General features: G+C 71.1%; 16 protein-coding genes and 1 pseudogene. 8 read left to right on the forward strand and 9 right to left on the reverse strand.

Features of this window, described 5'->3' with window-relative positions:
• Positions 1-76 precede the first annotated feature (76 nt).
• Positions 77-1,264 (reverse strand): annotated as a pseudogene (locus tag JYK04_RS40060) (IS110 family RNA-guided transposase); the annotation flags it as partial.
• A gap of 567 nt (positions 1,265-1,831) precedes the next feature.
• Between JYK04_RS40060 and JYK04_RS40065 the strand changes: the two are divergent.
• On the forward strand, positions 1,832-2,734 hold the full coding sequence (locus tag JYK04_RS40065; RefSeq protein ID WP_189745006.1) for a GNAT family N-acetyltransferase: 903 nt from the start codon (positions 1,832-1,834) through the stop codon (positions 2,732-2,734).
• A 116-nt stretch (positions 2,735-2,850) separates the two neighbouring features.
• Positions 2,851-3,234 carry a VOC family protein gene (locus tag JYK04_RS40070; RefSeq protein WP_189745008.1) on the forward strand — a complete coding sequence of 128 codons (384 nt, stop codon included), beginning with the start codon at positions 2,851-2,853 and terminating at the stop codon, positions 3,232-3,234.
• A gap of 30 nt (positions 3,235-3,264) precedes the next feature.
• Here the strand turns inward: JYK04_RS40070 and zwf are convergent, their stop codons facing one another.
• Positions 3,265-4,725 carry a glucose-6-phosphate dehydrogenase gene (zwf, locus tag JYK04_RS40075; protein WP_189745010.1) on the reverse strand — a complete coding sequence of 487 codons (1,461 nt, stop codon included), beginning with the start codon at positions 4,723-4,725 and terminating at the stop codon, positions 3,265-3,267.
• Between the two features lie 343 nt (positions 4,726-5,068).
• On the opposite strand from zwf, the gene JYK04_RS40080 reads away from it, so the two are divergent.
• A complete protein-coding gene (locus tag JYK04_RS40080; protein WP_189745013.1) occupies positions 5,069-5,911 on the forward strand; it encodes a hypothetical protein in 843 nt (280 codons plus the stop codon).
• A gap of 33 nt (positions 5,912-5,944) precedes the next feature.
• Here JYK04_RS40080 and JYK04_RS40085 read toward each other — a convergent pair whose 3' ends face one another.
• Both JYK04_RS40085 and JYK04_RS40090 read right to left on the reverse strand, forming a co-directional pair.
• Positions 5,945-7,081 carry a tryptophan 7-halogenase gene (locus tag JYK04_RS40085; protein ID WP_189745015.1) on the reverse strand — a complete coding sequence of 379 codons (1,137 nt, stop codon included), beginning with the start codon at positions 7,079-7,081 and terminating at the stop codon, positions 5,945-5,947.
• Positions 7,078-10,128 (reverse strand): LodA/GoxA family CTQ-dependent oxidase, encoded by a 3,051-nt coding sequence (locus JYK04_RS40090; protein WP_229876699.1) that lies wholly within the window; start codon positions 10,126-10,128, stop codon positions 7,078-7,080. The genes JYK04_RS40085 and JYK04_RS40090 overlap by 4 nt, the downstream gene beginning before the upstream one ends.
• 710 nt (positions 10,129-10,838) lie before the next feature.
• Here JYK04_RS40090 and gdhA point away from each other — a divergent pair.
• Positions 10,839-12,194, forward strand: coding sequence for an NADP-specific glutamate dehydrogenase (gdhA, locus tag JYK04_RS40095; RefSeq protein WP_189745017.1), 1,356 nt, complete (start codon positions 10,839-10,841; stop codon positions 12,192-12,194).
• A gap of 797 nt (positions 12,195-12,991) precedes the next feature.
• Here the strand turns inward: gdhA and JYK04_RS40100 are convergent.
• Positions 12,992-13,489, reverse strand: a complete 498-nt coding sequence (locus JYK04_RS40100) for an anthrone oxygenase family protein (protein ID WP_229876701.1) — start codon at positions 13,487-13,489, stop codon at positions 12,992-12,994.
• 385 nt (positions 13,490-13,874) lie between these two features.
• Here JYK04_RS40100 and JYK04_RS40105 point away from each other — a divergent pair, with 385 nt between their 5' ends.
• Both JYK04_RS40105 and JYK04_RS40110 read left to right on the forward strand, forming a co-directional pair.
• Entirely contained in the window at positions 13,875-15,260 is a 1,386-nt protein-coding gene (locus JYK04_RS40105; protein ID WP_189745019.1) for an AMP-binding protein, read from the forward strand.
• Between the two features lie 409 nt (positions 15,261-15,669).
• Positions 15,670-16,320, forward strand: a complete 651-nt coding sequence (locus tag JYK04_RS40110) for an HAD family hydrolase (RefSeq protein ID WP_189745021.1) — start codon at positions 15,670-15,672, stop codon at positions 16,318-16,320.
• Positions 16,321-16,533: 213 nt separating this feature from the next.
• Here the strand turns inward: JYK04_RS40110 and JYK04_RS40115 are convergent, their stop codons facing one another.
• Both JYK04_RS40115 and JYK04_RS40120 read right to left on the reverse strand, forming a co-directional pair.
• Entirely contained in the window at positions 16,534-17,205 is a 672-nt protein-coding gene (locus JYK04_RS40115; RefSeq protein WP_189748794.1) for a DUF4097 family beta strand repeat-containing protein, read from the reverse strand.
• A 529-nt stretch (positions 17,206-17,734) separates the two neighbouring features.
• Positions 17,735-18,472, reverse strand: coding sequence for a VOC family protein (locus JYK04_RS40120; RefSeq protein ID WP_189746264.1), 738 nt, complete (start codon positions 18,470-18,472; stop codon positions 17,735-17,737).
• 373 nt (positions 18,473-18,845) lie between these two features.
• On the opposite strand from JYK04_RS40120, the gene JYK04_RS40125 reads away from it, so the two are divergent.
• Positions 18,846-19,529, forward strand: a complete 684-nt coding sequence (locus JYK04_RS40125; RefSeq protein WP_189746266.1) for an N-acetylmuramoyl-L-alanine amidase — start codon at positions 18,846-18,848, stop codon at positions 19,527-19,529.
• A 15-nt stretch (positions 19,530-19,544) separates the two neighbouring features.
• Here the strand turns inward: JYK04_RS40125 and JYK04_RS40130 are convergent, their stop codons facing one another.
• Positions 19,545-21,020, reverse strand: coding sequence for a M1 family metallopeptidase (locus tag JYK04_RS40130; protein ID WP_189746268.1), 1,476 nt, complete (start codon positions 21,018-21,020; stop codon positions 19,545-19,547).
• 124 nt (positions 21,021-21,144) lie between these two features.
• Between JYK04_RS40130 and JYK04_RS40135 the strand changes: the two genes are divergently transcribed.
• The gene (locus tag JYK04_RS40135; RefSeq protein ID WP_189746270.1) at positions 21,145-21,354 is read left to right on the forward strand and encodes a hypothetical protein; all 210 of its coding nucleotides are present in this window, start codon (positions 21,145-21,147) and stop codon (positions 21,352-21,354) included.
• Between the two features lie 231 nt (positions 21,355-21,585).
• Here the strand turns inward: JYK04_RS40135 and JYK04_RS40140 are convergent, their stop codons facing one another.
• On the reverse strand, positions 21,586-22,479 hold the full coding sequence (locus JYK04_RS40140) for a LysR family transcriptional regulator (protein WP_189746272.1): 894 nt from the start codon (positions 22,477-22,479) through the stop codon (positions 21,586-21,588).
• Between the last annotated feature and the right edge of the window lie 177 nt (positions 22,480-22,656).

The following is a 22,656-nucleotide window of genomic DNA, read 5'->3' on the forward strand; positions in this document are numbered from 1 at the left end:
CGGGGTGCCGCGGAGGTCTCGGCGTGGGCGGACGGCACAAGAGGCTGATGTGAGTCGAGCTGCCTGTGGCCAAAGCGCGGGGGACGCGGGGTTCGTAGAAGGTGCCGTCGCAGAGCATCGCGAACAGCACGCTGATACGGTGCCGGGCCAGGCGGAGAAGGGCTTGAGTGTGGGTCTTTCCGCGGGCTCGGCACTTGTCGTAGTAGGTCCGGGAAGCGGGATCGTGCAGGGCTGCGAACGCGGAGAGAAACATCGCCCGTTTCAGCTGCCGGTTGCCGCCTCGGGGCGCGCGTTCGCCGTGAATCGAGGTCCCCGACGACTTCGTGGTGTGCACGAGTCCGGCGTAGGAGGCCAGGCGGGCGGCGTTGGGGAAACTGGTGCCGTCGCCAACGGTGACCAGCAGCACGGCGGCGGCCCTGACCGCAACCACCGGCATCGAGGTCAGGACTACCGAAGGAGGGTATGCCTCCAGCAGGGCCTCGATCTGGGCCTCCAACGCGCGTCGTTGCTCGTGGACGGCTCCGAGCGAACGGGCCAGGGACGGGATGACGACATCGAGGGTGCCGGTCCCCGGAACGACGACGGTCTGTTCGTCGAGCGCGTCGAAGACCTCGTCGGTCAGCCGGGCGGCCATGCGGGGGCCTTGGGTCGGATGGCCTCGACGAGCCTGCGGCTGCCGACTTTCCGCAGCGCGGCTGGGGATCCGTAGCGTTCCAGCAGCCAGGTGACGGCCTGGTGGTCGAGACGGGGGCCCAGGACGCGTTCGAGGCCGGGGTGGAACTGGGTGAGCAGGCCGCGTATGCGGTTGCTGGTGCGGTGGCCTCGGCGGCGAGTCCTGGTCGAAGCCCACGAGCACGGTCAGTTCGGCGGTGATCTCGTCGGGTTCCAGCGAGCGCAGCGCGTGGGGCAGCGTGCGGGCGGCGTCCGCGATCACCGCGGCGTCCTTCGCGTCGGTCTTCGCCTCGCCCGGGTAGAGATCGGCGATCTGGCGCATCGCCAGTCCGGGCAGGTAGGCGACCTTGCAGCCCGCATCACGGGCGACGGTCAGGGGCAGGGCGCCGATGGAAGCGGGCTGGCCCACGATCACCAGGATGGTGCCGAACTTCGCGGTCGGCTTGTCGAAGACGGCCCGCAGCTTCGGCGCGCTGTTGGGCAGCTGCTTGTCGAAGACCTTCTTGCCGGCGGGGGTGAGCCCGTTGCCGTGGTGGGTCGTCTTGGCGACGTCCAGGCCGAGGAACACGCCCACGTCTTCGGTGTCGAACATCGAGCCCTTCCGGGGAATTGAACGTGCCGGCCTCGGCATCGATGTCGTACACGCGCATCCACGTTATGCAGACCTGCCGCCCGCGAGGTGCCGGGCGTTGCGCTCGGAGGGGCGGTAGTCGGGCCTCTCATCAGCGTCTCCGACGGCACCTTCCGGGCCCGGTGACACCACCCCCCAGGTCATGCCTTCGACAGGGGGGAACAGCCATGCCGGGCCCTGAGGCCAGCGGCTCTCTTGCAGGACCGCGAAGAACATAACGGGGGGCACGGAGATGCGGTGCCGCTGATTGGTGCGGCCCACACCGCCCGCTCCGCGCGGACGCGGGCGATCGGCACCCGTGTTCCTCCAACGCGCGGGCCCTGCCGCCAGGTTCACGAGAATGTGCGTGGACGGACTGTCGGTGATCAAGTATCGTCCGACCTCGGACCACATCGCGCGAGACGAACGGAAGGAGGCGAGTGCCGTGCTGTTCTCAACCACCCAGCGCTCCCTCCCCGTTACCCCGGTGTGGTTCATCTGATCCGAGGCCGGGAGCGCACCACGCAGTACACATCCCGGAGGAAACCCATGACCGATCTGGTCATCCGCGCGCTCGACGAGAGCGACGCCCACCTGTTCGACGCACACCCCGATCCGCTGAACGCCCGCGCCGCCCACGAGCGCACCACACACCGCCCCGACTGGAAGCGTGTGGCCCTGCGCGACGGCACGGTCGTCGCCCGTGGTGCCTGGTGGGGCGGCGCCGACGACAAGGAACCCGTCAACGTCAACTGGTTCGACGTCGCCGAGGGCGAGGTGGAGGCAGGGGCCGAACTCCTGCGCTCCGCCCCCTGGCAGGTCGAGCTCGAGATCAACCTCCCCGGCGACTGGCGCGAGCACCCCGACCTGACCGCCGCCACCGAGACGCGCTACGCCGCCGCCCGGGCGGCCGGCTACGAGCTCCTGGTGGAACGCTTCCTCTACCGCTGGACCCCGGAGCACGGACTCCCCGAACGGCCCGGCCGCCTCGTCTTCGGCGCCGAACCGGACGACGCGGTCTTCTTCGACGCGCTGCGCCGCATCCATTCGGTCACCCTGGACGCCCATGCCCTGAAGGCCATAGCGGAGGGCGGCCTCGACCAGGCCGCCCAGGAGGAGCTCGACTTCTTCCACTGGTGCCCGTCCCCGCGCGAGTGGTGGCAGGTCGCCCGTACACCTGAAGGCGACCTGGCCGGCATCCACATCCCGGCGCACAATCCCTCCGGTCCGACCATCGGCTTCATCGGTGTCCTTCCGGAACACCGCGGCCGCGGCTACGCCTACGACCTCCTCGCGGAGTGCACCAACTTCCTCGTGGAGCACGGCGCCGAGGCCGTGACCGGAGCCACGGACCGGGGGAACTTCCCCATGGCCGCGAACTTCGCCAAGGCAGGCTTCCCCGTGGTCCGCGAGCGCGTCAACTTCCACCCCGCCACCCCGTCCGCGACCTAGCAGCGGCCTTGATCCTCGCCCCGCGCCGTGCTGTTCTCGCTGCGGGGCGAGGACGTCCTTCTCCCGTGCGCGCGGCCCACGCCCGGCTCCCGGATCCGCTCCGTACACTGACGGGCATGGCATGCCGCATCAGTGAGCTGGTCGTCGACGCCGCCGACCCCGACCGACTCGCCGCCTTCTGGAGCGAGGTCCTCGGCTACGTCGAAATCGGCCGGGAGGACGACGGAAGCATCGAGATCGGGCCCCCCGACGCCGGCTTCGGCGGCCCGCAGCCCACCCTGGTCCTCAGCCCCAGCAGCGCCCCGCGGACCGGGAAGCTCCGGCTGCACATCGACGTCAACCCCACCGACCGCGACCAGGACGCCGAACTGGAGCGCCTCCTCGCCCTCGGCGCGAGGCCCGCCGACGTCGGCCAGACCGGCAACGAGAACTGGCACGTCCTCGCCGACCCGGAGGGCAACGAATTCTGCCTCCTGCACCGGCGGCTCCCGCCCCTCTGACCGCGCGCGCCCGGTGCCTCGCGCATCACATCAGCGTCGGTCGGGAAGGTGCCAGCGGTGCGGGGCGGCGAGCGCGTCGATGCTGTCGGGCCCCCAGGTTCCGGGGGCGTACGGCTCCACGGCTGGGGGTGCGTCCAGCAGCGGGGACGAGACCTCCCACAGGCGTTCGATGCCGTCGGAGCGGGTGAAGAAGGACTGGTCGCCGAGCATGGCCTCCAGGAGGAGGTGCTCGTAACCCTCCAGGGAGTTGTCGGCGGTGAAGGAGCTCCGGTAGCCGAAGACCATGTCCGCCTCCGCCAACCGCATCGAGGGGCCGGGCTCCTTGACGAGGAACCGGGCGGTGATGGAGCCGGGATCGGCGAAGTCGATGACGAGCTCGTTGCTCCGGCCGTCGACGGCCGCACGCGCGTTCAGAGGGAACATGCCGAGGACGGGCTCGCGCAGTCCCAGGGTGACGACGTGCCGGCCCTCGGCCAGTGCCTTGCCCGACCGCAGGAGGAAGGGGACACCGGCCCAGCGCCAGTTGTCGATCTCGACGCGCAGGGCGGCGAACGTCTCGGTGTCCGAGGCCGGATCGACCCCGGGCTCGGCGCGGTAGCCCGTGTACTGTCCGCGGACGACGTGCGCGGGATCCAGCGGCCGCAGGCTGCGGAAGACCTTGACCTGCTCGTCCCGGAGCGACTGCGCGTCGAGGACGACCGGCGGTTCCATGGCGACGAACCCGAGCAGCTGGAAGAGATGAGTGACGATCATGTCGCGGAAGGTTCCGGTGCCCTCGAAGAAGTGCGCGCGGCCCTGGATGTCGATCTGCTCGGGCACGTCGATCTGCACATGGCTGATGTGCTCGCGGTTCCAGAGCGGTTCGAAGAGGCCGTTGGCGAACCGGAGGGCGAGGATGTTGTCCACCGCCTCCTTGCCGAGGAAGTGGTCGATGCGGAACACGCGGGACTCGTCGAACACGGCGTGGATGGTGCCGTTGAGCGCGCGGGCGGACGCGAGGTCGGTCCCGAAGGGCTTCTCGACGATGACACGGGCGTCCTGGGCGAGGCCCGTGGCGCCGAGGAGTTCGATCACCGAGGTGAACGCGACGGGCGGGACGGCGAGGTGGAAGAGCCTGCGCGGAGTGCCGCCGACGGCCTGCTCGGCCGCGCGCACCGCCTCCACCAGCGGTTCGGGGGCCGCCGGGTCGGCCGAGCCGAAGGACAGGGCGGACTCGAACTCCTGCCATACGGGGCCTTCCGGGCGCGAGCGCCCGAACTCCGCCACGGCCTGCCGGGCGTGGGCACGGAAATCCTGGTCGCTCAGGGCCTCGGCCGCCGGGGCGGAGCCGACGATGCGGTAGCGCCGCGGCATCAGCCCCGCCTTGGCGAGATGGAACAGGCCGGGCAGCAGTTTGCGCCGGGCCAGGTCTCCCGTGGCTCCGAAGAGGACGATGACGTGGTCGGCGGGGCTCGGCTGTGGGGACTGCGCGGGCTGGGTGGGCTGGGTCATGGCGGGCCTCCTCACGCGTCGGCGCCGGGGCGCTCCATGGCACGACGTACGGGACCGGGACCGGGACCGGGACCGGTGTCCATCCGCCCGGGTCCGACTCGTACGAGGTGCACGGGTGTGCCTGAGGCCATTCGCCGCACTTCCGTTCCGGACGGCCGCATCGCCCTGAGCACCCACTGTGCGTGTTCACCACCGTTCCGGCACCCGGGATTCCACCACCCGGGTCACGGGTACGGGGGACCAAGAGGTGCGGTACTCGTACGGCCGGGCGATCGAAGCAGGTGTCCCGGGCGGCCTCGTTTCGCTGACGGTCGGGTGTCGCCCTCGGCACTAATCTCAGATCGTGGGACAGCCTCTGGAGAGCGTCGAAGGCGCAGGACCGTTCGTCACCCGGCGCACCTGGCGGCGTCCCGAGGGGGACACGGTGGTCTGGGATTCGCGGCTGGCGCGCAAGCGCGGCACGCTGTCGGTCCGGGGCCCGGGGGACAGGGCCGACCGGGTCTCGACCGCCGATCCCGGGGCACTGCGCCGTCTGCGCAGGCTCAACGTCGTCGCTTCCGCAGCATTCATCATCGGCGGGGCGCTGTTCGCCGTCGGCGCCGCAGTCGCGCAGTTCGGTTCCGGCGATCCGACCGTCAGCGCATGGGTGTACCTCATCGGGGGCCTGTTCTTCAGCACCGGGGGCTATGTCTCGATTCTGCAGGTACTGAACGCGCCCCGGCACGCCCCGGGCGGCGGATTCCTGGGCACGGCCGGCTGGCGGTGGTGGGGGTACGAGCCGATGCGGCTGGACTGGCTGAGTACGTTCGTCCTGTTCAGCGGGACGCTCGTGTTCGGTGTCAACCTGCTCGACTCCTTTCTGCAGGGCCTGACCGTCCAGCAGGTCAATCGGCTGATCTGGACTCCCGACGTCATCGGGTGCGTGCTGTTCCTCGTCTCGGGGCATCTCGCGTTCGCCGAGATCTGCCATCGGCCCTGGCCGTGCGTCCGCTCCCGCAGCCTCGGATGGTGGGTCGTGGCGGTGAACCAGCTCGGTTCGGTCCTCTTCATGGTCTCGGCGCTGGCCGCCTTCAGCCGTCCCGCCACCGGAAGCCTGGTCAACGTCGACATCGCCAACTGGGGGACGCTGACCGGTGCGCTGTGCTTCTCGGTCGGCGGGGTGCTGCAGCTTTTCGAGCGGCCGTAGCCGGCCGCACCCGGTGGCCGGAACTCCGGCCGATCAGTGCGGTGACCCGTTCCGGCGGCGCCAGAACGGGTGGTCCGGCCACCGTCGTTCCTCGGCATAGGACCGGGCGTGATGCTGGTGGTAGGCGTCCGCTACGCCGTCCAGGAACGCGGCATAGGACGCGAGGGCGCCCGTGTCGCCGGCCAGGCACCGGTCGACGGCCCCGCCGGCACGGGCCCCGGTGTGCAGGGCCGTGAGGATGCCCTGGGACGACAGGGGGTCGAAGGCGATCGCGGCGTCCCCGGCGGCGATCCACCCGGGGCCGGCCGGCGGGGACAGCCGCAACCCGTGGGCGGCCGTCCAGCGAGGCGCGGGGGAGCCGGCCGGGTCGTAGCCGCTCAGGCGGTCCCGTACGTGCCGGGTGCGCTCCGCCGCGTACCGGAACCCGTCCGCGGTGCCCAGCCGGGCCGTGGCGAGGTCGACGTCGGTGAGATGGGCGACCACCCGCCCGGCGGGGACCCGGGCGGTGTACCACCAGCCCTCCGGCACCGCCTCGACGAGGGTACGCAGCTCCGCGTCCTCCGCAGGGCCACCCGCCCCGAGCAGCGTGAACGCGGCGACGAGCCGATCCTGCCGACGGCGCAGGGCCAGGCGGCGGCCGATGAGGGCGCGGCGGCCGGTCGCGTCCACGACCCAGCCGGAGCACACCTCCCCGACGGAGCCGCCCCGCTCCCGCACCAGCAGTCGCTGCTCCCCGGCCGCGCTGTGGTGGCCGATCACGACGGCCCGCCGGAGCAGCGCGCCCGCGGCCACCGCGGCCTCGCGCAGGAAGGCGTCGAAACGCCCGCGGTCGAGGTGCCAGCCGTGGCCGTGCGGGTCGAAGAGGTGGCTGTGGCCGTGCAACTGCGCCGATCCCCAGGACGCGTAGGTGCCCGGGCAACTCAGGTGCGCGTCGGCGGCGAAGGCGCCCCAGAGCCCCAGGTCGTGCAGCAGCGGCCGGGCCGCGGGCGGCAGGGTCTCCCCGATCGTGAAGGCGGCGGAGGACGCGCCCGGCGGGCCCCCGTCCACCAGCAGGACGTGTCGGCCGGCCCGGGCCAGGACCAGGGCGGCGACGGCCCCGGCCGGGCCGCCGCCGGCGACGACGGCCTCGAAACGTCCGGCGCGGGGAACCGGGCCGGTCCGAGCGGTCACGGTGTCTCCGGGAAGCGGGCGACCTTCTCGAAGTACCCCGCCATCACCTCCCCGTCGGGCCGCCCGGCCGCGGCGAGGGCGGCGGCCACCGCTTTCTCCCGCACCTTGGGATCGGCGGCCTCGGGCACGTGCAGACACATCAGGTTCCGCAGCGGGGGCGGGGCCTGTTCGGGATGGAAGCTCACCTCGGACTCCACCAGCATGGCTGCGGGGAGACTCACCGCGTCACCGGAGCCGGAACCGGAGCCGTCACCGGAACCCGTACCGGTACCGCCGCCGGGGCCCTCCCGCCGCGCGACGATGCCGAGCTTGCCGAAGTCCTTGACCATCGCGTTCATCTGGGCGATGCGCTCGGACGGCAGCCATCGGTCCCACACCGCCCTGTCCTCGAAGGCGGTGCGGCGGTCCTCCGGGTCGGCGGCGGGGTCCACGGCGGTCCGGTAGTTCTCCTCCGTCAACACGTGGTTGGGCACCCGCGCCGGCCAGAAGGTCGGTAGGTACGGGTCGTACCGCGGCCCGAAGCCCAGGTAGTACCCGGAGCGGCAGCGGGCGGTGTCGGTCTGCCAGGGCACGGCCATCCAGCGGGTCAGACCGCCCGGCTCCTGGCCGTACACCGGACCGTCGACGGCGAGCGCCGTCTGCGGGGTGAGCGTGGAGCCGTAACCGGGCTCGGGCCGGGCGGGGTCGCGGTGGCGCACGCGGAAGGGCGCGGAGTACAAGGTGGCGTGACGCATCGGCCAGGTGAGCTCACAGCCGGGGTGGAAGGCGTCGGCCAGGCAATACGAGAGGGCGGCCCGGTCGAGGGCCGCAGGGCGCTGCGCGAGCGGCAGGCCGTCGAGCGCCGTGGGCGGAGTGGCCCGGGGATCGTAGTCGGCGTCGAAGTCCCCGGCGGCCCAGCGGGCCAGCATGCCGTACTGCAGCGGGGAGAGCGCCAGGTGCTGCCGCGCCGAGACCGGTCGTACGCTCATCGAGTCGCCGTAGATCGGCGGCCAGGGCACGGGGGAGAGCCCGTCGCGGTCGGGATCGCGCATCATCGCCCAGATCTGCCGGCGCAGTTCGTCGCGCCGGGCGCCGTGGCCGGCCAGCTCCGCCAGTCGCTCGGGGGCCAGGAAGTGCTCGCGCCCACCGTGGCCGAAGAGGGCCGCGATGCCGCGGTTGACCCACTGCAGATCGCACAGGCGGCGCAGCACCGGCAGCACGTCGTGGGTGAACGAGACCCGCTCCGGGGGCGCCAGCATGCCCGCGGCCACGAAGGTGTCGCACATCAGGTCGTACATCGTGCGCACCGACTTCAGCTCCGGTGCGAAGTTCGGGGGAGCGACCACCACCCAGGCCGGATCGACCGGGACGTCCCGGCCGTCGATGCGCACCCGCGCGGTCACCGGGCCGTCGCAGGTGTCGTCGTGCCAGCCGTCGTTGTTGGCGAAGTGCATCGCCTGGGCGGTGGGGTACGAGGCGGACACCCCCCGCCCGCCGAGGAACAGCAGGCGGCCGGCTCCATCGGTGCGCAGCTCGCCCAGGTAGACGGGATGCCCCAGGAAGGTGCCCGAGTCGAACGCGTACTCCGGCTTCCCCGCGCGTTCGCGGCCCCGGATCGAGCGGGATCCGGGGGTGATGGCCAGCCGGTGGCGTTCCCCGGCGGGCACCGTGGAGACGTTGCGCAGTGTGGTCGCGGGGGCCTGTGCCGCCTCGGGGATGTCCAGGGCCAGCTGGAACTGGTACCAGGCGGCCTTCTTGTTGGCCACCTCCACGGTCCAGTGCAGGTCGGCGTTGTCCGCCGTCAGCTCGGCCACCGCCTCACCGGCGGCGTTGTAGCCGTACACCCGGAACCGGACGGCCTGCCGCTTGAGCGCGCCGCTCGCGTCCTTGTACGTGCCGGTGGCCGGCGGGGGAGCCCCGTCGACCTCCGGGGCGAGGAAGAACTCCTCCGCGCTGTCGCCGACCCGGGCCACCCCGATCGCCGGGTGCACGGCGGCCCGTACGATCCGGGTGTCGCGTCCGTGTGGTTCGGTGGCGGCCGGCCGCGCGGGACCGGGCTCCGCCGCCGGAATGCCGTTGGCATCGCGCCGGCGGGCCGCCGACGCGTGGTAGACGACCTTGCGGGCCTCGGCCATGCTGCCGACGGGCTGGTGCTCGGACAGGCTGTGCCAGGGGTTGAAGGCGAGGTTGTCCCCGTACGCCTCCTGCCCCCGTGCGGTCGTGTCCTGCTGATGCAGGGTCAGCGTCGCCACCTTCACGGGCGCGCTCTCGCCCTCCTCCCAGCGCACGGTGGCCCGGTCCAGCGGCATCCGGTCCGGGTCCGTCCGGAACTGGAGCAGCAGGTCGAAGACGGCCGGTCCGGCCGCCAGGCGGTGGCGCAGGTCCCCGCGCAGGAAGGAGGGGTCCTCGTCCGGCGGCGTGGCCCGGGGGTCACCGTCCGCGCAGGTGACCGGGACGAGCTTGTACTTCACATGCCGGTCGGGCCCGAAGGAGTACGGCAACACGCCCCAGTACGTCGACGTCAGCGTGCTCTCGACGGGCTTGCGCATGTCCGCGAGGATCTGCCGGGTGAGGGGGTGCTGCTGCTGGTACGCCGCCGGGTCCAGCTGGAACTCGCACATGTCCCGGGCCGTGTCGACGAAGAAGACGTCGTGGTTCTGCAGCACGAGGTCCTGTGTGTCGGCCCGGGTGTCGTCCTGGAGCAGCTTCGGCCCCGACACGCCGAACAGCTTGATGCCCCACCCGACGGTCCTGCGCAGATCCGGCCGCTCCGGCTGGGTGTCGCTGGAGATGCGCACCCAGGCGGTCAGGCCGCCTTGTTCCGCCGCGGCTTCGAGGAAACCGATGCGGAGCTCGGGCGGCAGATCGGGGGCGACCGTCAGCACGCCGCGCGCGGCCCCGTGGAACTTGACGAAGACCGGGCGCAGCAGGGGATCCTGCCCCTGGGCGACGCGGTCCCCCATCCGCTCGCCCACGAACTCGGCCATGATCCCGGCGATCGGCTCGTTGACGCAGTCGCGCGGGGGTGGCTGAGTGGGGCTGTCGGACACCTCGGGGCTCTCCGCCATGGCTCTGCTCCTGCCTGTCGATGGCCGACCGGGGCCGACCGCGTGCTGACGCTCCTGGCGGGAACCAGCCTGCCCCGCAAAACGCAAGATAGGGGATAACCTGCGCAGTCGGGTCGTTTCGACCCGGCGGCGGACCCGTGGCACCTCAACTCGGGGCCGGCCGTGTCCGTACGAGCCACGGCCCTGGGCCCGGGACCGCGACATGGCTCCCGACGCCGACGCCGACGCCGACGCCGAGGGTGAGCCCGACCGGCGTGGGCTCGCTTTCGATTTGGCCGGCGGTTCGGCTCCGGTGTCTTCTCGCAGCGGATACACCGGGACCTGCTCGGCTCCGTCCGGGCCGGCGCCCCGACGAAGACGATCTGACCGCCGACCGCCGACCGCGGTCGCGCAGGGGTGATCGAATTGTCAAGGTTCCCGCTGGTAGGGGCAGTGGGACCCCCTGGCGCGTGGGATTCACGGAAATGTCCACCGCTCACGCCGGCCGGTGCACACCGGAGTGCGGGACGTTTTTGTCCGCAGGGCAGAAGCCTTGCCCAGAGCGGCGCCGTGCGCGATAGCCTCCGCAAGAGGGGCACGCTCCGGAAAAACTTTTCCGAAAGGGAGTGTTCGGAGCGCGCCACACCCGAAATCAACCGGTATCCGCGGCCACGCGGACACCATGGACCTGCCCGTCGTCTGCGCACCGCGCACTCCCTGGAGGGACACACGTGAAGGACTCGAAGGACAGGCTGGAAGCACTGCGGGCCGAGATCGAGCGCCGCAATCCCGCGCAGCCCGAGTTCCACCAGGCGGTACGGGAGGTCCTCGAAACCCTGGCCCCCGTCTTCACCGCCCGGCCCGAGTACGCCGACCCGGCCGTGGCCCTGGTGGAGCGGCTCACCGAGCCCGAGCGGCAGATCGTCTTCCGCGTCCCGTGGCAGGACGACCGGGGCCGGGTCCAGGTCAACCGCGGCTACCGCGTCGAGTTCAACAGTGCGCTCGGCCCGTACAAGGGCGGTCTGCGCTTCCACCCGTCGGTCGACATCGGGGTGGTGAAGTTCCTCGGCTTCGAGCAGATCTTCAAGAACGCCCTGACCGGCCTCGGGATCGGCGGCGGCAAGGGCGGCAGCGACTTCGATCCGCACGGCAGGTCGGACGCCGAGGTCATGCGGTTCTGCCAGTCCTTCATGACCGAGTTGCACCGGCACATCGGAGAGCACACCGACGTGCCCGCGGGCGACATCGGTGTCGGCGGCCGCGAGATCGGCTACCTCTTCGGCCAGTACCGGCGCATCACCAACCGCTGGGAGGCCGGCGTCCTGACCGGCAAGGGGCAGGGCTGGGGCGGCTCCGCGATCCGGCCGCAGGCGACCGGCTACGGCAGCGTGCTGTTCGCCGCCGAGATGTTGAAGGTCCGGGGCGAGTCGCTGGAGGGACTGGGAGCAGTGGTCTCCGGCTCCGGCAACGTCGCGCTGTACACGATCGAGAAGCTCCAGCAGCTCGGCGCGAACCCGCTGACCTGCTCGGACTCCCAGGGCTACGTCGTCGACGACAAGGGCATCGATCTCGCACTGCTCAAGCAGGTCAAGGAGGTCGAGCGCGGGCGCGTGAGCGAGTACGTCGCGCGGCGCGGATCCTCGGCGCGGTTCGTGCCCGGCGGGCGGGTCTGGGAGGTGCCGGCGGACATCGCCTTCCCCTCCGCCACGCAGAACGAACTGGATGCGCAGGACGCCCGTACGCTCGTCGCGGGCGGGGTCAAGGCGGTCTCCGAGGGCGCCAACATGCCGACCACTCCCGAGGCCGTACGGATCCTGCAGGAGGCCGGGGTCGCGTTCGGGCCCGGCAAGGCCGCCAACGCGGGCGGAGTGGCGGTGAGCGCCCTGGAGATGAGCCAGAACGCCGGCCGGGTGGCCTGGAGCGCGCAGCGGGTGGAGGACGAGCTCGCCGCCATCATGCGCTCGATCCACGCCGTCGCACACGAGACCGCGGAGCGGTACGGCGCCCCGGGCGACTACGTCACCGGCGCGAACATCGCCGGCTTCGAGCGGGTCGCGGACGCGATGCTGGCGCAGGGCGTCATCTGACCCGACGATCACGCCGCGCCCGGGCGGGGCGGGCGGGCCCGCTGAGCCCGCGAAAGCCCGCGAGGACGAAGACGGCCCTGCATCCGGCCCGCCGCCGGGTGCAGGGCCGGCCCGGTTCCCCCTGGCGGCCCGTACGCGGCGCCCGCCTTGCGGATCTGGACCGCCCCGGAAGGACGAGGACGGCCAGGTGCTGCACATGCGCACCCAGAACTCGCTCCACAGGCAGAGGATCGCCCCGGTCGGGGCGGGTCCGGACATCCGCGGCGCCCAGGCCGCCCGGAGCGGAAGACCAGGTGGTTGCCGCCGCCTGGGCGGCCGGAATCGGGCGTAGGCCGACGCCCGAAGCGTTCCTCCAGCCGAGGCGGCGGGCAACGGGTGGTACGGCGTCAGACCCGGCCCGCGGCGGGCGTATCCGGCCCACCGGGCATGAGGCCCGGCGGGATCTCCGGCACGCGCCCCTCCACGCCTGCGGCAGCCGGGAGGTCGCTGGGCCGTAGGCGTGGAGGGTGGCCTGCTCACCGTTGCTGTTCCTGCCGGTGACGTACCGGCCCTTCGGCCGCCGTTCCAGCTCGCGCACATCGTGAAGGCGCCGAGACGCCCCCACACCACGCGGGTGGTGATCTGTCACGGGGTGGCCGAGCGCGATTCGCCTTGCTGCGCGCAGCCGATTCCGCGACCGCACACCGGAAGGTTGCGGCAGGGAGAACGCCGCGAACCTGGGCGAATTCCTGACCAGGCGGCGGCCCTGCTGCCCTTCGTGTGGACCGTGTCGTCGCACTGCACGTCCGCCCCGGGCATCAGTGGAGGGTGAGGGTGTAAGTGAGGAGGGCGAGGGTGAGGGTGGTGAGGACGGTGCGCCAGGTGTTGGCGTTGTTCCAGGGGGCTTCGTAGGCGGTGCGGGCCGTGTGAGTGGTGGTGGGGTCGCCGTGCTGTTCGGGGGGTCCGGCTGCTTCGAGGGCGTTGTTGAGCGGGATGTTGATGCGGGCGGTGATGATCAGGGCGGCGAGGCAGGTGGCCAGTGCGGCCGCGAGTGGAGCGATGGCGTCTCGGGTTTCGGGGTCGGTGGCGTGGAGGACGAGGGTGGTGGTGATGAGGAGGGGTGCGCCGAGGTAGGTGAGCATGAACCAGCCGTTGAGGATGGCTTTGTTGATGTTCTGCATGGTCTCGACGGTGGTTCTGTCGGTGCTGCGGGCGAGCCCGGGCATGACGGCGACGGTGAACGCGTAGAAGAGGCCGCTGATGAGTCCGGCGGTGATGGTTGCGGCGATCAGGGTTGAGGTTCGTGCGGTTTCCACGTGGTTCCTTTCCGTGGTGTTCCGGTCGGTGCCTGAGGGCCGGGTGGGGCTGGTCGGCAGTGCGGTGCCGTGTGGTGCCGTGCCGTGCGATGCGGTGCCTGGGTCGGCGGGCGGTACGCGCCAAGATCGGCCCGCGGTGGTGCTGACGGGCCGTGCCGGTTGTGTCCGGCGGCCTTCGGGGCCGTGCAGGGCGGTGCGAGGGCCGGCGGGTCGTGCTGTGCAGGGCCGTGCGGTGCCGGGCCTGGCGGTTGTGCCGGGCGGGGTGTGCCGGGTCGTGCCGTGCGGTGGTGTGGGGTGTGGCTGATCATAAGGGTCGAGTGGTGTGTGTGGCCCTGTGGTGTGGTGGGGTTGTGTCTTCCTGTTGTTGTTCTTGGGGGGTGTTGTCGTGCTGACTGCTCTTACCGGGGTGTTCGGTGACCGTGGGGATGCCGTATCGGTCGCGGGTCGTGCCGCGTCGTACGAGGATCTTTTGGGTGCGGCGGGGGCGGTGGCCGCGGATCTTGCCGGGTGGGGGCCGGTTCCGGCGTTCGCGGTGACCGCGACGGCTTCGTTGGAGACGGTGGCCGCGGTGGTGGGCGGGCTGCTGGCGGGGGTGCCGTGTGTGCCGGTGCCACCTGACGCGGGGCCGGTGGAGCGTGGTCATATCCTGCGCGACTCGGGTGCCCGGCTGCTGGAGGTGGACTTCGCCCGCCGTGCGCCGTCGCCCGGTCCCCTACCGTCCGCGGATGCGGCGGGGGCGGGGGCGGGGGATCCGGCGTTGATCCTGTACACGTCCGGGACGACGGGTGTGCCCAAGGGCGTGGTGCTGAGCAAGGGTGCGATCGTCGCGGACCTGGACGCGCTGGCGGGAGCGTGGGAGTGGGGTGCGCAGGACGTTCTGGTGCACGGGCTGCCGCTGTTCCATGTCCACGGGCTGGTGCTGGGCGTGTTGGGGGCTCTCCGGACGGGGAGCCGGCTTCTGCACACGGGCCGGCCGACGCCGGAGGCGTACGCGGCGGCTGCGGCGGCGGGCGGGAGCCTGTACTTCGGTGTGCCGACCGTGTGGTCGCGGATCGCGGCGGCGCCCGAGGCGGCCGCGGCACTGTCGGGGGCCCGGCTGCTGGTATCGGGGAGCGCGGCGCTGCCGACGCCCGTCTTCCGTGACCTGGAGCGGCTGACGGGGCACCGGGTCGTGGAGCGGTACGGGATGACGGAGACGCTGATCACGGTGAGCGGTCGGGCGGGTGGTGAGGTGGCTCCCGGTACCGTCGGCACCGCGCTGGCGGGTGTCACCACACGGGTCGTGGCCGAGCCGGGGGCGGAGATCGGTGAGCTGCAGGTGAAGGGGCCGACGCTGTTCTCGGGCTATCTGGGCCGGCCGGAGGCGACGGCGGCCGCGTACACGGGGGACGGCTGGTTCCGTACGGGTGACATCGCGTCCGTCGACGGGGAGGGCGTGCACCGGATCGTCGGGCGCGCTTCCACCGACATGATCAAGTCCGGGGGGTACCGGATCGGGGCGGGTGAGGTGGAGAACGCGCTCCTGGACCATCCTCAGGTACGGGAGGCGGCGGTGGTGGGCGTCCCGGACGCCGATCTGGGCGAGCGGATCGTGGCGTTCGTCGTGGCCGAGGGCGTCAGCGGCGGCGAGCTCACCGATTTCGTCGCGGCGCGCCTGTCGGTCCACAAGCGTCCGCGTGAGGTCCGTTTCATCACGGCGGTGCCGCGTAACGCCATGGGGAAGCCCCAGAAGCGGCGCCTGCTGGAGGGGGAGGAACAGGGCCGGGCCTGAGGCGTGCACGGGGGCGCCCCGTGGCGCTGGGCGCGCACTGGTTCCCCCGAATTCCGTCAGGTGTGCGTCCACCTGATGTTCCTTCACCAGGTATGCGTACAGGCGGGCGTCGGCGCTGTGGGTGCAGGTTGGGATGCTGCCGCCAAGGCAAACGGTCGCGGACCTGGAAGGCTTGTGCGTGCGGGGGGCCGGACCGCGCCCGTCGGGTCCGGCTCCCCGTCGACCACACGAGGCGCCGGTGGGCACGCCCGCTGCACCGCACGGAGCGTCCAGTCCGGAGGCCCGAGTGCTTTCAGATCAGCCACCCGGGCCAGATCGCGCAGACGGTCCGGCTCGGGAAGCGGCCCCAGCCTGTTCTGCTCGGACCGGGCTCCCCTCTGCGTTCACCGCCCGTGATCTACTCCCGACCATGCCGTTGCTGTTGCTGGATCTCGACAACACCCTGATCGACCGCGACGCGGCCTTCCGCGGCGCCGTCGGCGCGTTTCTCGCCGAGCATCGCCTGCCCGACATGGACCTCACGTGGGTCATGACCATGGACGCCAGCGGCTATACAGCCCGCGAAGAGGTCGCGGAGGCCATGACGGACCGATACAGCGGCACTGTGCCCCTCGAGGCCATCCACGCACTGCTTGACCGTGGTGCCGCCGATCGTGTCGCGCTGACGGACTCCTCCCGCGAGGCTCTGGAAAGCGCCCGGGCTGACGGCTGGACCTGCGTGATCGTCACCAACGGCCGCGCCGTCCAGCAGGAAGCCAAGATCCGCCGTGCCGGACTTGACCGGCTCGTCCATGGCTGGGTGATCTCCGAGGCGGTCGGCCGCAAGAAGCCCGAACCGGAGATCTTCCATGCTGCCGCGGATGCCGTCGGAGTGCCCCTCATCGGCGCATGGGTCATCGGTGATTCGCCGCATGCCGACATCGCCGGCGCGAACGCACTCGGGCTTCGAAGCGTGTGGGTGTCGAACGGGCAGCTGTGGGCTCAGGACTCCTATCACCCCACCCATGTCGTAGAGGACGTCGCCATGGCGATCAACTACGTCATCGCTGCGCCGAGGTAAGCCCCAGACCTGCTCCGCCGTTGTGCGAAGCCCGGACCTGTGAACCTCGCCGTGCTCCAGCGGCCGCGTTCGGCGCCTGTGGACGGTAGGGGCATCGGGGGGAGGCTCGCGGCCCGGGAGCAGGCGCCGGGTCGGTCGGTTTCCGTCCTCGGTGTCGGTGCGGTGCGCGGCGTTGCCCGGTGGTGCCGGCACGGCACAGGCGGTGACTGCGGGTCAGATGCTGCGGGCGGTGATGTCGCCGTAGGAGGTGGTGGCGCGGATGTTGAGGCCGGCGGTGGCGCCGTCGGTGTTGGTGAGGGTGTTGTGGATGCGGCCGTGGGCGGTGCCGGCGTCGAGGGTGGCGGAGACGCCGCGGGCGGCGCCGATGGTGATGTCGCCGGCCTGGGTGGTGAGTTCGACGGTGCCGTGCTGGGCCTCGGCGATCTGGAGGTCGCCCTTCTGGGTGGTGATCCGGGCGGGGCCGCCGAGGCGTCCGATGGTGACGTCGCCGGCCATGAGGGTGAGGTGGGCGCTCGCGGTCTCGTCGAGCGTGACGGTGCCCTGGGCGCTTTCGAAGGTGACGTCGCCGAGGCGTCCGGTGGTGTGGAGCTCGGCGGCGGCGGTCTTGGCCTCGACGCGGGAGCCGGCGGGCAGTTGGACGGTGATCTCGACGGATCCCGGGTGGTCGAGGATCCGGTTCTTCGCGGGTGCGGCCGCGATCCGCAGTACTCCGTCCGCGTATGCGGCGGTGGTCTGTGCGGCGGCCTTGACGTCGCGGTCCTTGGAGGCGTCGGCGGGGAGGATCTCGACGGTGGTGTCGGCCCGGTCGGCGGCGATGAACCGGATGAGCCCGGCGGGGACGTCCAGGACGGTGGCGATCGGGGCGGTGGTGGCGAACTTCTGCATGGTGCCTTCTCCTTCATCAGCGGCTGCGCTCTGTGCGCCCCGCGGTTTCTGATGAACGAAAAGCTACGTTGCGTTCGATGAACTGGCAACAGGATCGTTGCGTCAAATCCCCATCCCTGCAGGTCAAAAGCGAGATTTCATTGCAATGGTTTCGAGCTTAATGCAACGTCGGTCGGCCCGTTCGTTGCATTGATTTGAGGGTGAACGCTATGGGTGGGCGGCACCCGGTTCCGTACCGGTCGGTGGCGCTGACGGGCTCCGGGGGCGCAGTCGGCGGGCCGCTGCGCCCCCTCGGCCTGTTCGGGACGGGGCTGATCGGCGATGGTGACCGAGGGCCGGTGCGCAACATCGCCGTAGGCGCCGGGGCCGTACGGGCGTCGCCGGCGACTACAGCCCGCTCGCCACCTTCCTGGCGTCCGATGAGGTGCGTTGGGTCACCGGGGACGCCCGTCTCCCCCTGTGGCGGCATGCGTTGACGGCCCGGGGTCCGCGTCGTTGACGCGAAACCGGCCCGATCCGCTGTTCGGGATCAGCGAGGGCTGAGGAGGCAGAACTCGTTGCTCTCCGGGTCGGCCAGGATCTTCCAGGAGATGGCGGACTGGTCGATCCCGGGGTCGGTGGCGCCCAGGGCGCGCAGTCGGGCTTCCTCCACTTCCAGGTCGTCACCGGTGTAGGGGGCGATGTCGAGGTGGACGCGATTCCATACGCTCTTGGTATCGGGGGTGCGGAGGAACTCCAGGTAGGGGCCGACGCCTTTGGCGGAACGCATGGTCGCCTGGTCGTCGGTGACCTCGTGGAGCGTCCAGTCCATCGCCTCGCCCCAGAACCGGGCCATCGCTCGCGGGTCGGTGCAATCGACCACCACCGCGGCGATCGGCCCGGTGTCCTGGTAGACCGGGCGGGGTTCCAGGACGCAGAACTCGTTGCCCTCCGGATCGGCCATGACCGTCCAGGGGACGTCGCCCTGACCCACATCGGCGAGCGTCGCGCCCAGATCCTGCAGGCGCGCGACCAACTCGGCCTGATGCGCGGTCGACGTGGTGGCCAGGTCGAGGTGTACCCGGTTCTTGACCGTTTTGGGTTCCGGGCGGGTGATGATGTCGATGCAGACGGCCGCGGGGTCGGGGTAGGTGAAGCCGACGGGTTCGAGGTTCGTCACGCCGGGCGCCTCGCTGTCGACGCCCCACCCGAGTGCCTCCGCCCAGAACCGGCCGAGCGCGGAGTCGTCCAAGGCCTTCATGTTGATCTGCACAAGTCGTGTTGCCATGCTGCAGATCCTAGAAGCTGCCGTCGGCCCGGGCCTCCGCGATCGGACATGTGCTCGAGACCGCCGCGGTCATCGTCTGGGCGTGGTCGTCGGGGGGTGTCGCTCCGCCATGCGTCCGGCGTACCGCCGCGAACCGAGTGTGCCCGGGCGCATGGCGGTGGCGACGGAGCGCACAGCCTCGAAAGCCAGACGCTCTGGGATGAGACAGGCGCGGTCGGGGGTGAGGGCGTGCGCCGAGTGGTGGACGATCGGCTTGCCGGGGTGCGGGTACTGGTGAAGCATCAGATTACGGGACGTGCCGCCTATCCATCGTGATGTCACGATTCGCGGCGCGTCGTCTCTGCCTGCCTGCTCGACCTCATGAGGAGTGGCCATGGAAGACAGTCCGCTTACCCGTCGACGGCTGTTGTGGGGTGCTGCCGGAGCGGCGGGTACGGCTCTTGCCGCTGTCGGGCTGCCCCAGCTGATGCGGCCCGAGGAGAAGGCTGCGCTGCCGAGACCCGTACGCAAGGCCCCCGCCGCCGGGCCGCCCGCGACCCTGCGGAAGGACCCCTCGGTGGACTACGCCCCCGCCGTCTGGATCGAAGCCTCCGAGTCCAACTACACGCCCTCCGACCGTCCCGAGGCGTACCCCATCGAATACGTCGTCATTCACCTGACAACGGACATTTTGCCGGTCATGTTCACCAAGTTCAAGGACCCCGCCGAGAGGGTGTCCGCGCACTACATGATCAGCGCAACCGGCACGCGGATCGCCCAGTGCGTGCGCGAGCGCGACGTGGCATGGCACTCCGGCAGCGTTTGGTACAACCACCGGAGCATCGGCATCGAGCACGAAGGCTGGACCGACCAGCCTGTTTACACCGGCAAGATGTACGAGGCATCCGCCGCGCTCACGGCCACGATCTGCGCGAAGTACGACGTGCCGGTCGACCGGGACCACATCCTGGGCCACGTCGAGGTCCCGCTGTCCACTCACGACGACCCCGGGACCGCGTGGAACTGGGACAAGTACATGAAGCTCGTCGAGACCGCCCGCCGGAACATCAGGACCTGACACCGCGTCGCCCCCTCACGCGGGCTTGCCGTCACCGTAGAGCCACGAGTCCCAGATCGAGTCGAGGTCCCGGCCGGCCCTGGCTTCCACGTACGCGGTGAAGTCGTCCGTGGAGGCATGACCGTGGCGGTGGCGCAGGGTCCAGCCCCGTACCAGGGCACGGAAACCCTCGTCGCCTACGGCCTGGCGGATCTTGTGGATCACCATCGCGCCGCGCACGTACACCGGCTGGCCGGAGATGTCCGCAGCGCTCGGCGGTTGGGCAGGCGGGAAGTCCCACTCGTCGTCGTCCGCGGCCTTGGCGTGGTTGCGGTCGAAGTGGTCCTGGGCGCTGGCCCCACCGTGGTCCTCGGTCCACAGCCACTCCGCATAGGTCGCGAAGCCCTCGTTGAGCCACATGTCCCGCCAGGTCCGGGGGGTGACGGAGTTGCCGAACCACTGGTGGGCCAGTTCGTGCACCACGTTGGTGGTGTGGAAGATCGCGGCCGGAATGGTCGCCCTGGTCTGGGTCTCCAGGGCGTAGGGCACATCGGCCGCCTGATCGACGATCACCCCGGCGGCGGAGAAGGGGTAAGGACCGAACCTCCCCTCGGCCCATTCCATGATCTCGGGGAACCGGCCGAGGACCGCTCCGTCCTCGTCCACGCTCGCGGTCGTGTCCATCGCCGTCACGACCGGGATGCCCGATCGGGTCCGGGAGGTCTTGATGTCGTAGCTGCCGATGGCCACGGTCGCCACATGGCTGGCCATGGGCTCGGCCTGGTGCCAGTGGAAGGTGGTGCGGTCGCCGCTGGTGCGCTGGGCGCGCAGCCGCCCGTTGGAGATCGCCTGCACCCCCTTGGGGACCGTGACGGTGATGTCGTACGAGGCCTTGTCCGAGGGGTGATGGTTGCCCGGGAACCAGGACATCGAGCCCGTCGGCTCACCGAACGCGACCGCTCCGTTGTCCGTCCTCAACCAGCCTTCGCGCCACCCGTGGTCATGGGTGATCGACTGTGGCGTGCCCGCATAGCGCACGATGCTGCGGAAGGCGGCGCCCTTCCTGAGGTGATCGGGCGGCTGGAGCGTCAGCTCCTGCCCGTCCCGCCGGACCCGCGCCTTGTGGCCGTCGACGGTGGCGCCCAGCACCTCCATGCCGAGGAGGTCGAGATTGAAGGCGCTGAGGTCCTCGGTGGCCTTGGCCGTGATCTCCGCGGTGCCCTCGAGGCGGCCGCTGCCGGGGTCGTAGGCCAGAGTCAGGGCATAGTGGCTGACGTCGTAGCCGCCGTTGCCGAGTTCCGGGAAGTACGGGTCACCGGCGCCCGCGGCGGCGGGGTGCCCGCCCCGGAACACCGTGCCGGCGGCCCCCGTCCGAGCGGTGTCCGCGCCGGTACGAGCCCCCGTCCCACCGCCGCCACGGCCGTCGGACCCCGAGCACGCGGGGAGTACGGCGAGCAGGCCCGCGACCGCGAAGGCGGCCAGACGTCCGGAAGTCTTCACGCAGCCGATCATGACCCAGCCCCCCAGCGCCCCGCCCCCGCCACGCCGTGCCCATGGCCCCTCCGGCGGGCACGGCCCCGGACGCCGCCGACCGGGTTGCGCCGACCGGAGCGCCATCGACGCAACGGCATGAACCATGGGTGCGTCCGGTGCTGCTTCGAGGAAGTGCGCGGACGGCCGCAACGACGCGATCGGCGGACACGACCGGGCCGCGTACGAGTTCCACGTCTCCCACGTCCTCGCCGAGCTCGGCGTCCACGCCACCCGAGAGTGGCAGCTCGGACACATCGAAGCCGCCCGCACCATCCGGGAAACCTTCCTCGACGACTACGCCGCACCACGGTGACGGTGTGGACCTCTCCACCCGTTCCTGGACGGCGTTGCGCACGGCGGTCGCCGACCCCCACCTTCACGTGCGCCAACGCGTGCAGGGGAGTGCAGGACCAGGTCGTCCACACCGCCCTGACACAGCCGCGCGACGGCGTCGACGAGCTGTACTACCTGGATGCGATCGCGAGCCTGGCGAACGACCCGCGAGGCCGCGGCGCCTACGACGTGGTGGAGTCGGCAGGCTGCGTCAGAAGCGGAACACGCCGAGGTCCCGCACGGTGTCGGCCAGGGCGCGGACGAGGTCGTTCTCGTCGTCGGTGCGCCAGACCAGGGCGAAGTGCAGGGCGGGCAGGTCGGGGAGGGGGAGCCATCGGATGTTCGACATGCCCCAGTGCCGGGTGACGTGGCTGGGGAAGGTGTTGACGATGTCGCCCATGCCGACGTGGCTGATGAGCTCATCGGAGGTGTCCGATGCCGCGGACATGATGCGCTCGATGGGGCGGCCCCGCGGGGTGTGGAAGGGCAGGTAGCTGTCCTCCCAGTAGTCCTGCAGGCCGTGGGCGGTGCCGTGCGGGAAGTCGGCGAGGAGTTCCAGTGGCACCGAGTCCCGTTCCGCGAGCCGGTGGTCGGCGGCCACGGCGAGGATCCGGGAGTCGGTGCACAGGATCGGCCCGACGGTGAAGTCCGGCTCCTCCACCGGCAGCCAGACCACCAGGACGTCCATGGCGCCGTTGCGGAGCTGACCGAACACATCGGTGAGCGTCGCCTGGCGGACCTGGAGCCCCCAGTGCGGGTACCGCGCGCGGAACGCCTTCCAGTAGGGGTGCAGGTCGGCGACGTTGAAGGGCATCAGGCTGACGCGGAGCTGCGCGGTGATGCCACGGGCCGCCAGCCGGGCGCGCTCCAGGGATTCGTGCAGGCCCGCGTAGACCGGTTGCAGATCGTCGCGGAACTGGCGGCCGACCTCCGTCAGGCGCACGGTGCGGCTGGTACGGGCGAACAGCTCGGCCCCGATGCGCCGTTCCTGCTTCTTGATGGCCTGGCTGACACGCGCCTGGGAGACGTGCAGCCGCTGTGCGGTCCGGCCGAAGTGCAGCTCCTCGGCCAGTACCAGGAAGATCTCGATGTCCCGCAGTTCCACCGGCCCACGGCCCTCCGTCGATAACCTGGCGGTTATCGAACCGCGCACAAGTGTTCCTTGATCATATGCACGGATCGCCGGATCGTTTGAGCCATGCATGCACGCATGAAGAACCGTGAAGAACGCCGCGTTCGTCCGGCCCGATGAGCGACGCCATCGAACTGACCGTGATGTACG

Origin of the sequence: Streptomyces nojiriensis (assembly GCF_017639205.1) — a bacterium.
Lineage (GTDB): Bacteria > Actinomycetota > Actinomycetes > Streptomycetales > Streptomycetaceae > Streptomyces > Streptomyces nojiriensis.

What these genes read in the sequence shown, in the direction of transcription:
- JYK04_RS40065 (WP_189745006.1), top strand. Translation starts at nt 1,832, where the DNA reads ATGACCGATCTGGTCATCCGCGCGCTCGACGAGAGCGACGCCCACCTG.
- JYK04_RS40070 (WP_189745008.1), top strand. Translation starts at nt 2,851, where the DNA reads ATGGCATGCCGCATCAGTGAGCTGGTCGTCGACGCCGCCGACCCCGAC.
- zwf (WP_189745010.1), bottom strand. Translation starts at nt 4,725, where the DNA reads ATGACCCAGCCCACCCAGCCCGCGCAGTCCCCACAGCCGAGCCCCGCC.
- JYK04_RS40090 (WP_229876699.1), bottom strand. Translation starts at nt 10,128, where the DNA reads ATGGCGGAGAGCCCCGAGGTGTCCGACAGCCCCACTCAGCCACCCCCG.
- JYK04_RS40110 (WP_189745021.1), top strand. Translation starts at nt 15,670, where the DNA reads ATGCCGTTGCTGTTGCTGGATCTCGACAACACCCTGATCGACCGCGAC.
- JYK04_RS40115 (WP_189748794.1), bottom strand. Translation starts at nt 17,205, where the DNA reads ATGCAGAAGTTCGCCACCACCGCCCCGATCGCCACCGTCCTGGACGTC.
- JYK04_RS40120 (WP_189746264.1), bottom strand. Translation starts at nt 18,472, where the DNA reads ATGGCAACACGACTTGTGCAGATCAACATGAAGGCCTTGGACGACTCC.
- JYK04_RS40125 (WP_189746266.1), top strand. Translation starts at nt 18,846, where the DNA reads ATGGAAGACAGTCCGCTTACCCGTCGACGGCTGTTGTGGGGTGCTGCC.
- JYK04_RS40130 (WP_189746268.1), bottom strand. Translation starts at nt 21,020, where the DNA reads ATGATCGGCTGCGTGAAGACTTCCGGACGTCTGGCCGCCTTCGCGGTC.
- JYK04_RS40135 (WP_189746270.1), top strand. Translation starts at nt 21,145, where the DNA reads ATGGGTGCGTCCGGTGCTGCTTCGAGGAAGTGCGCGGACGGCCGCAAC.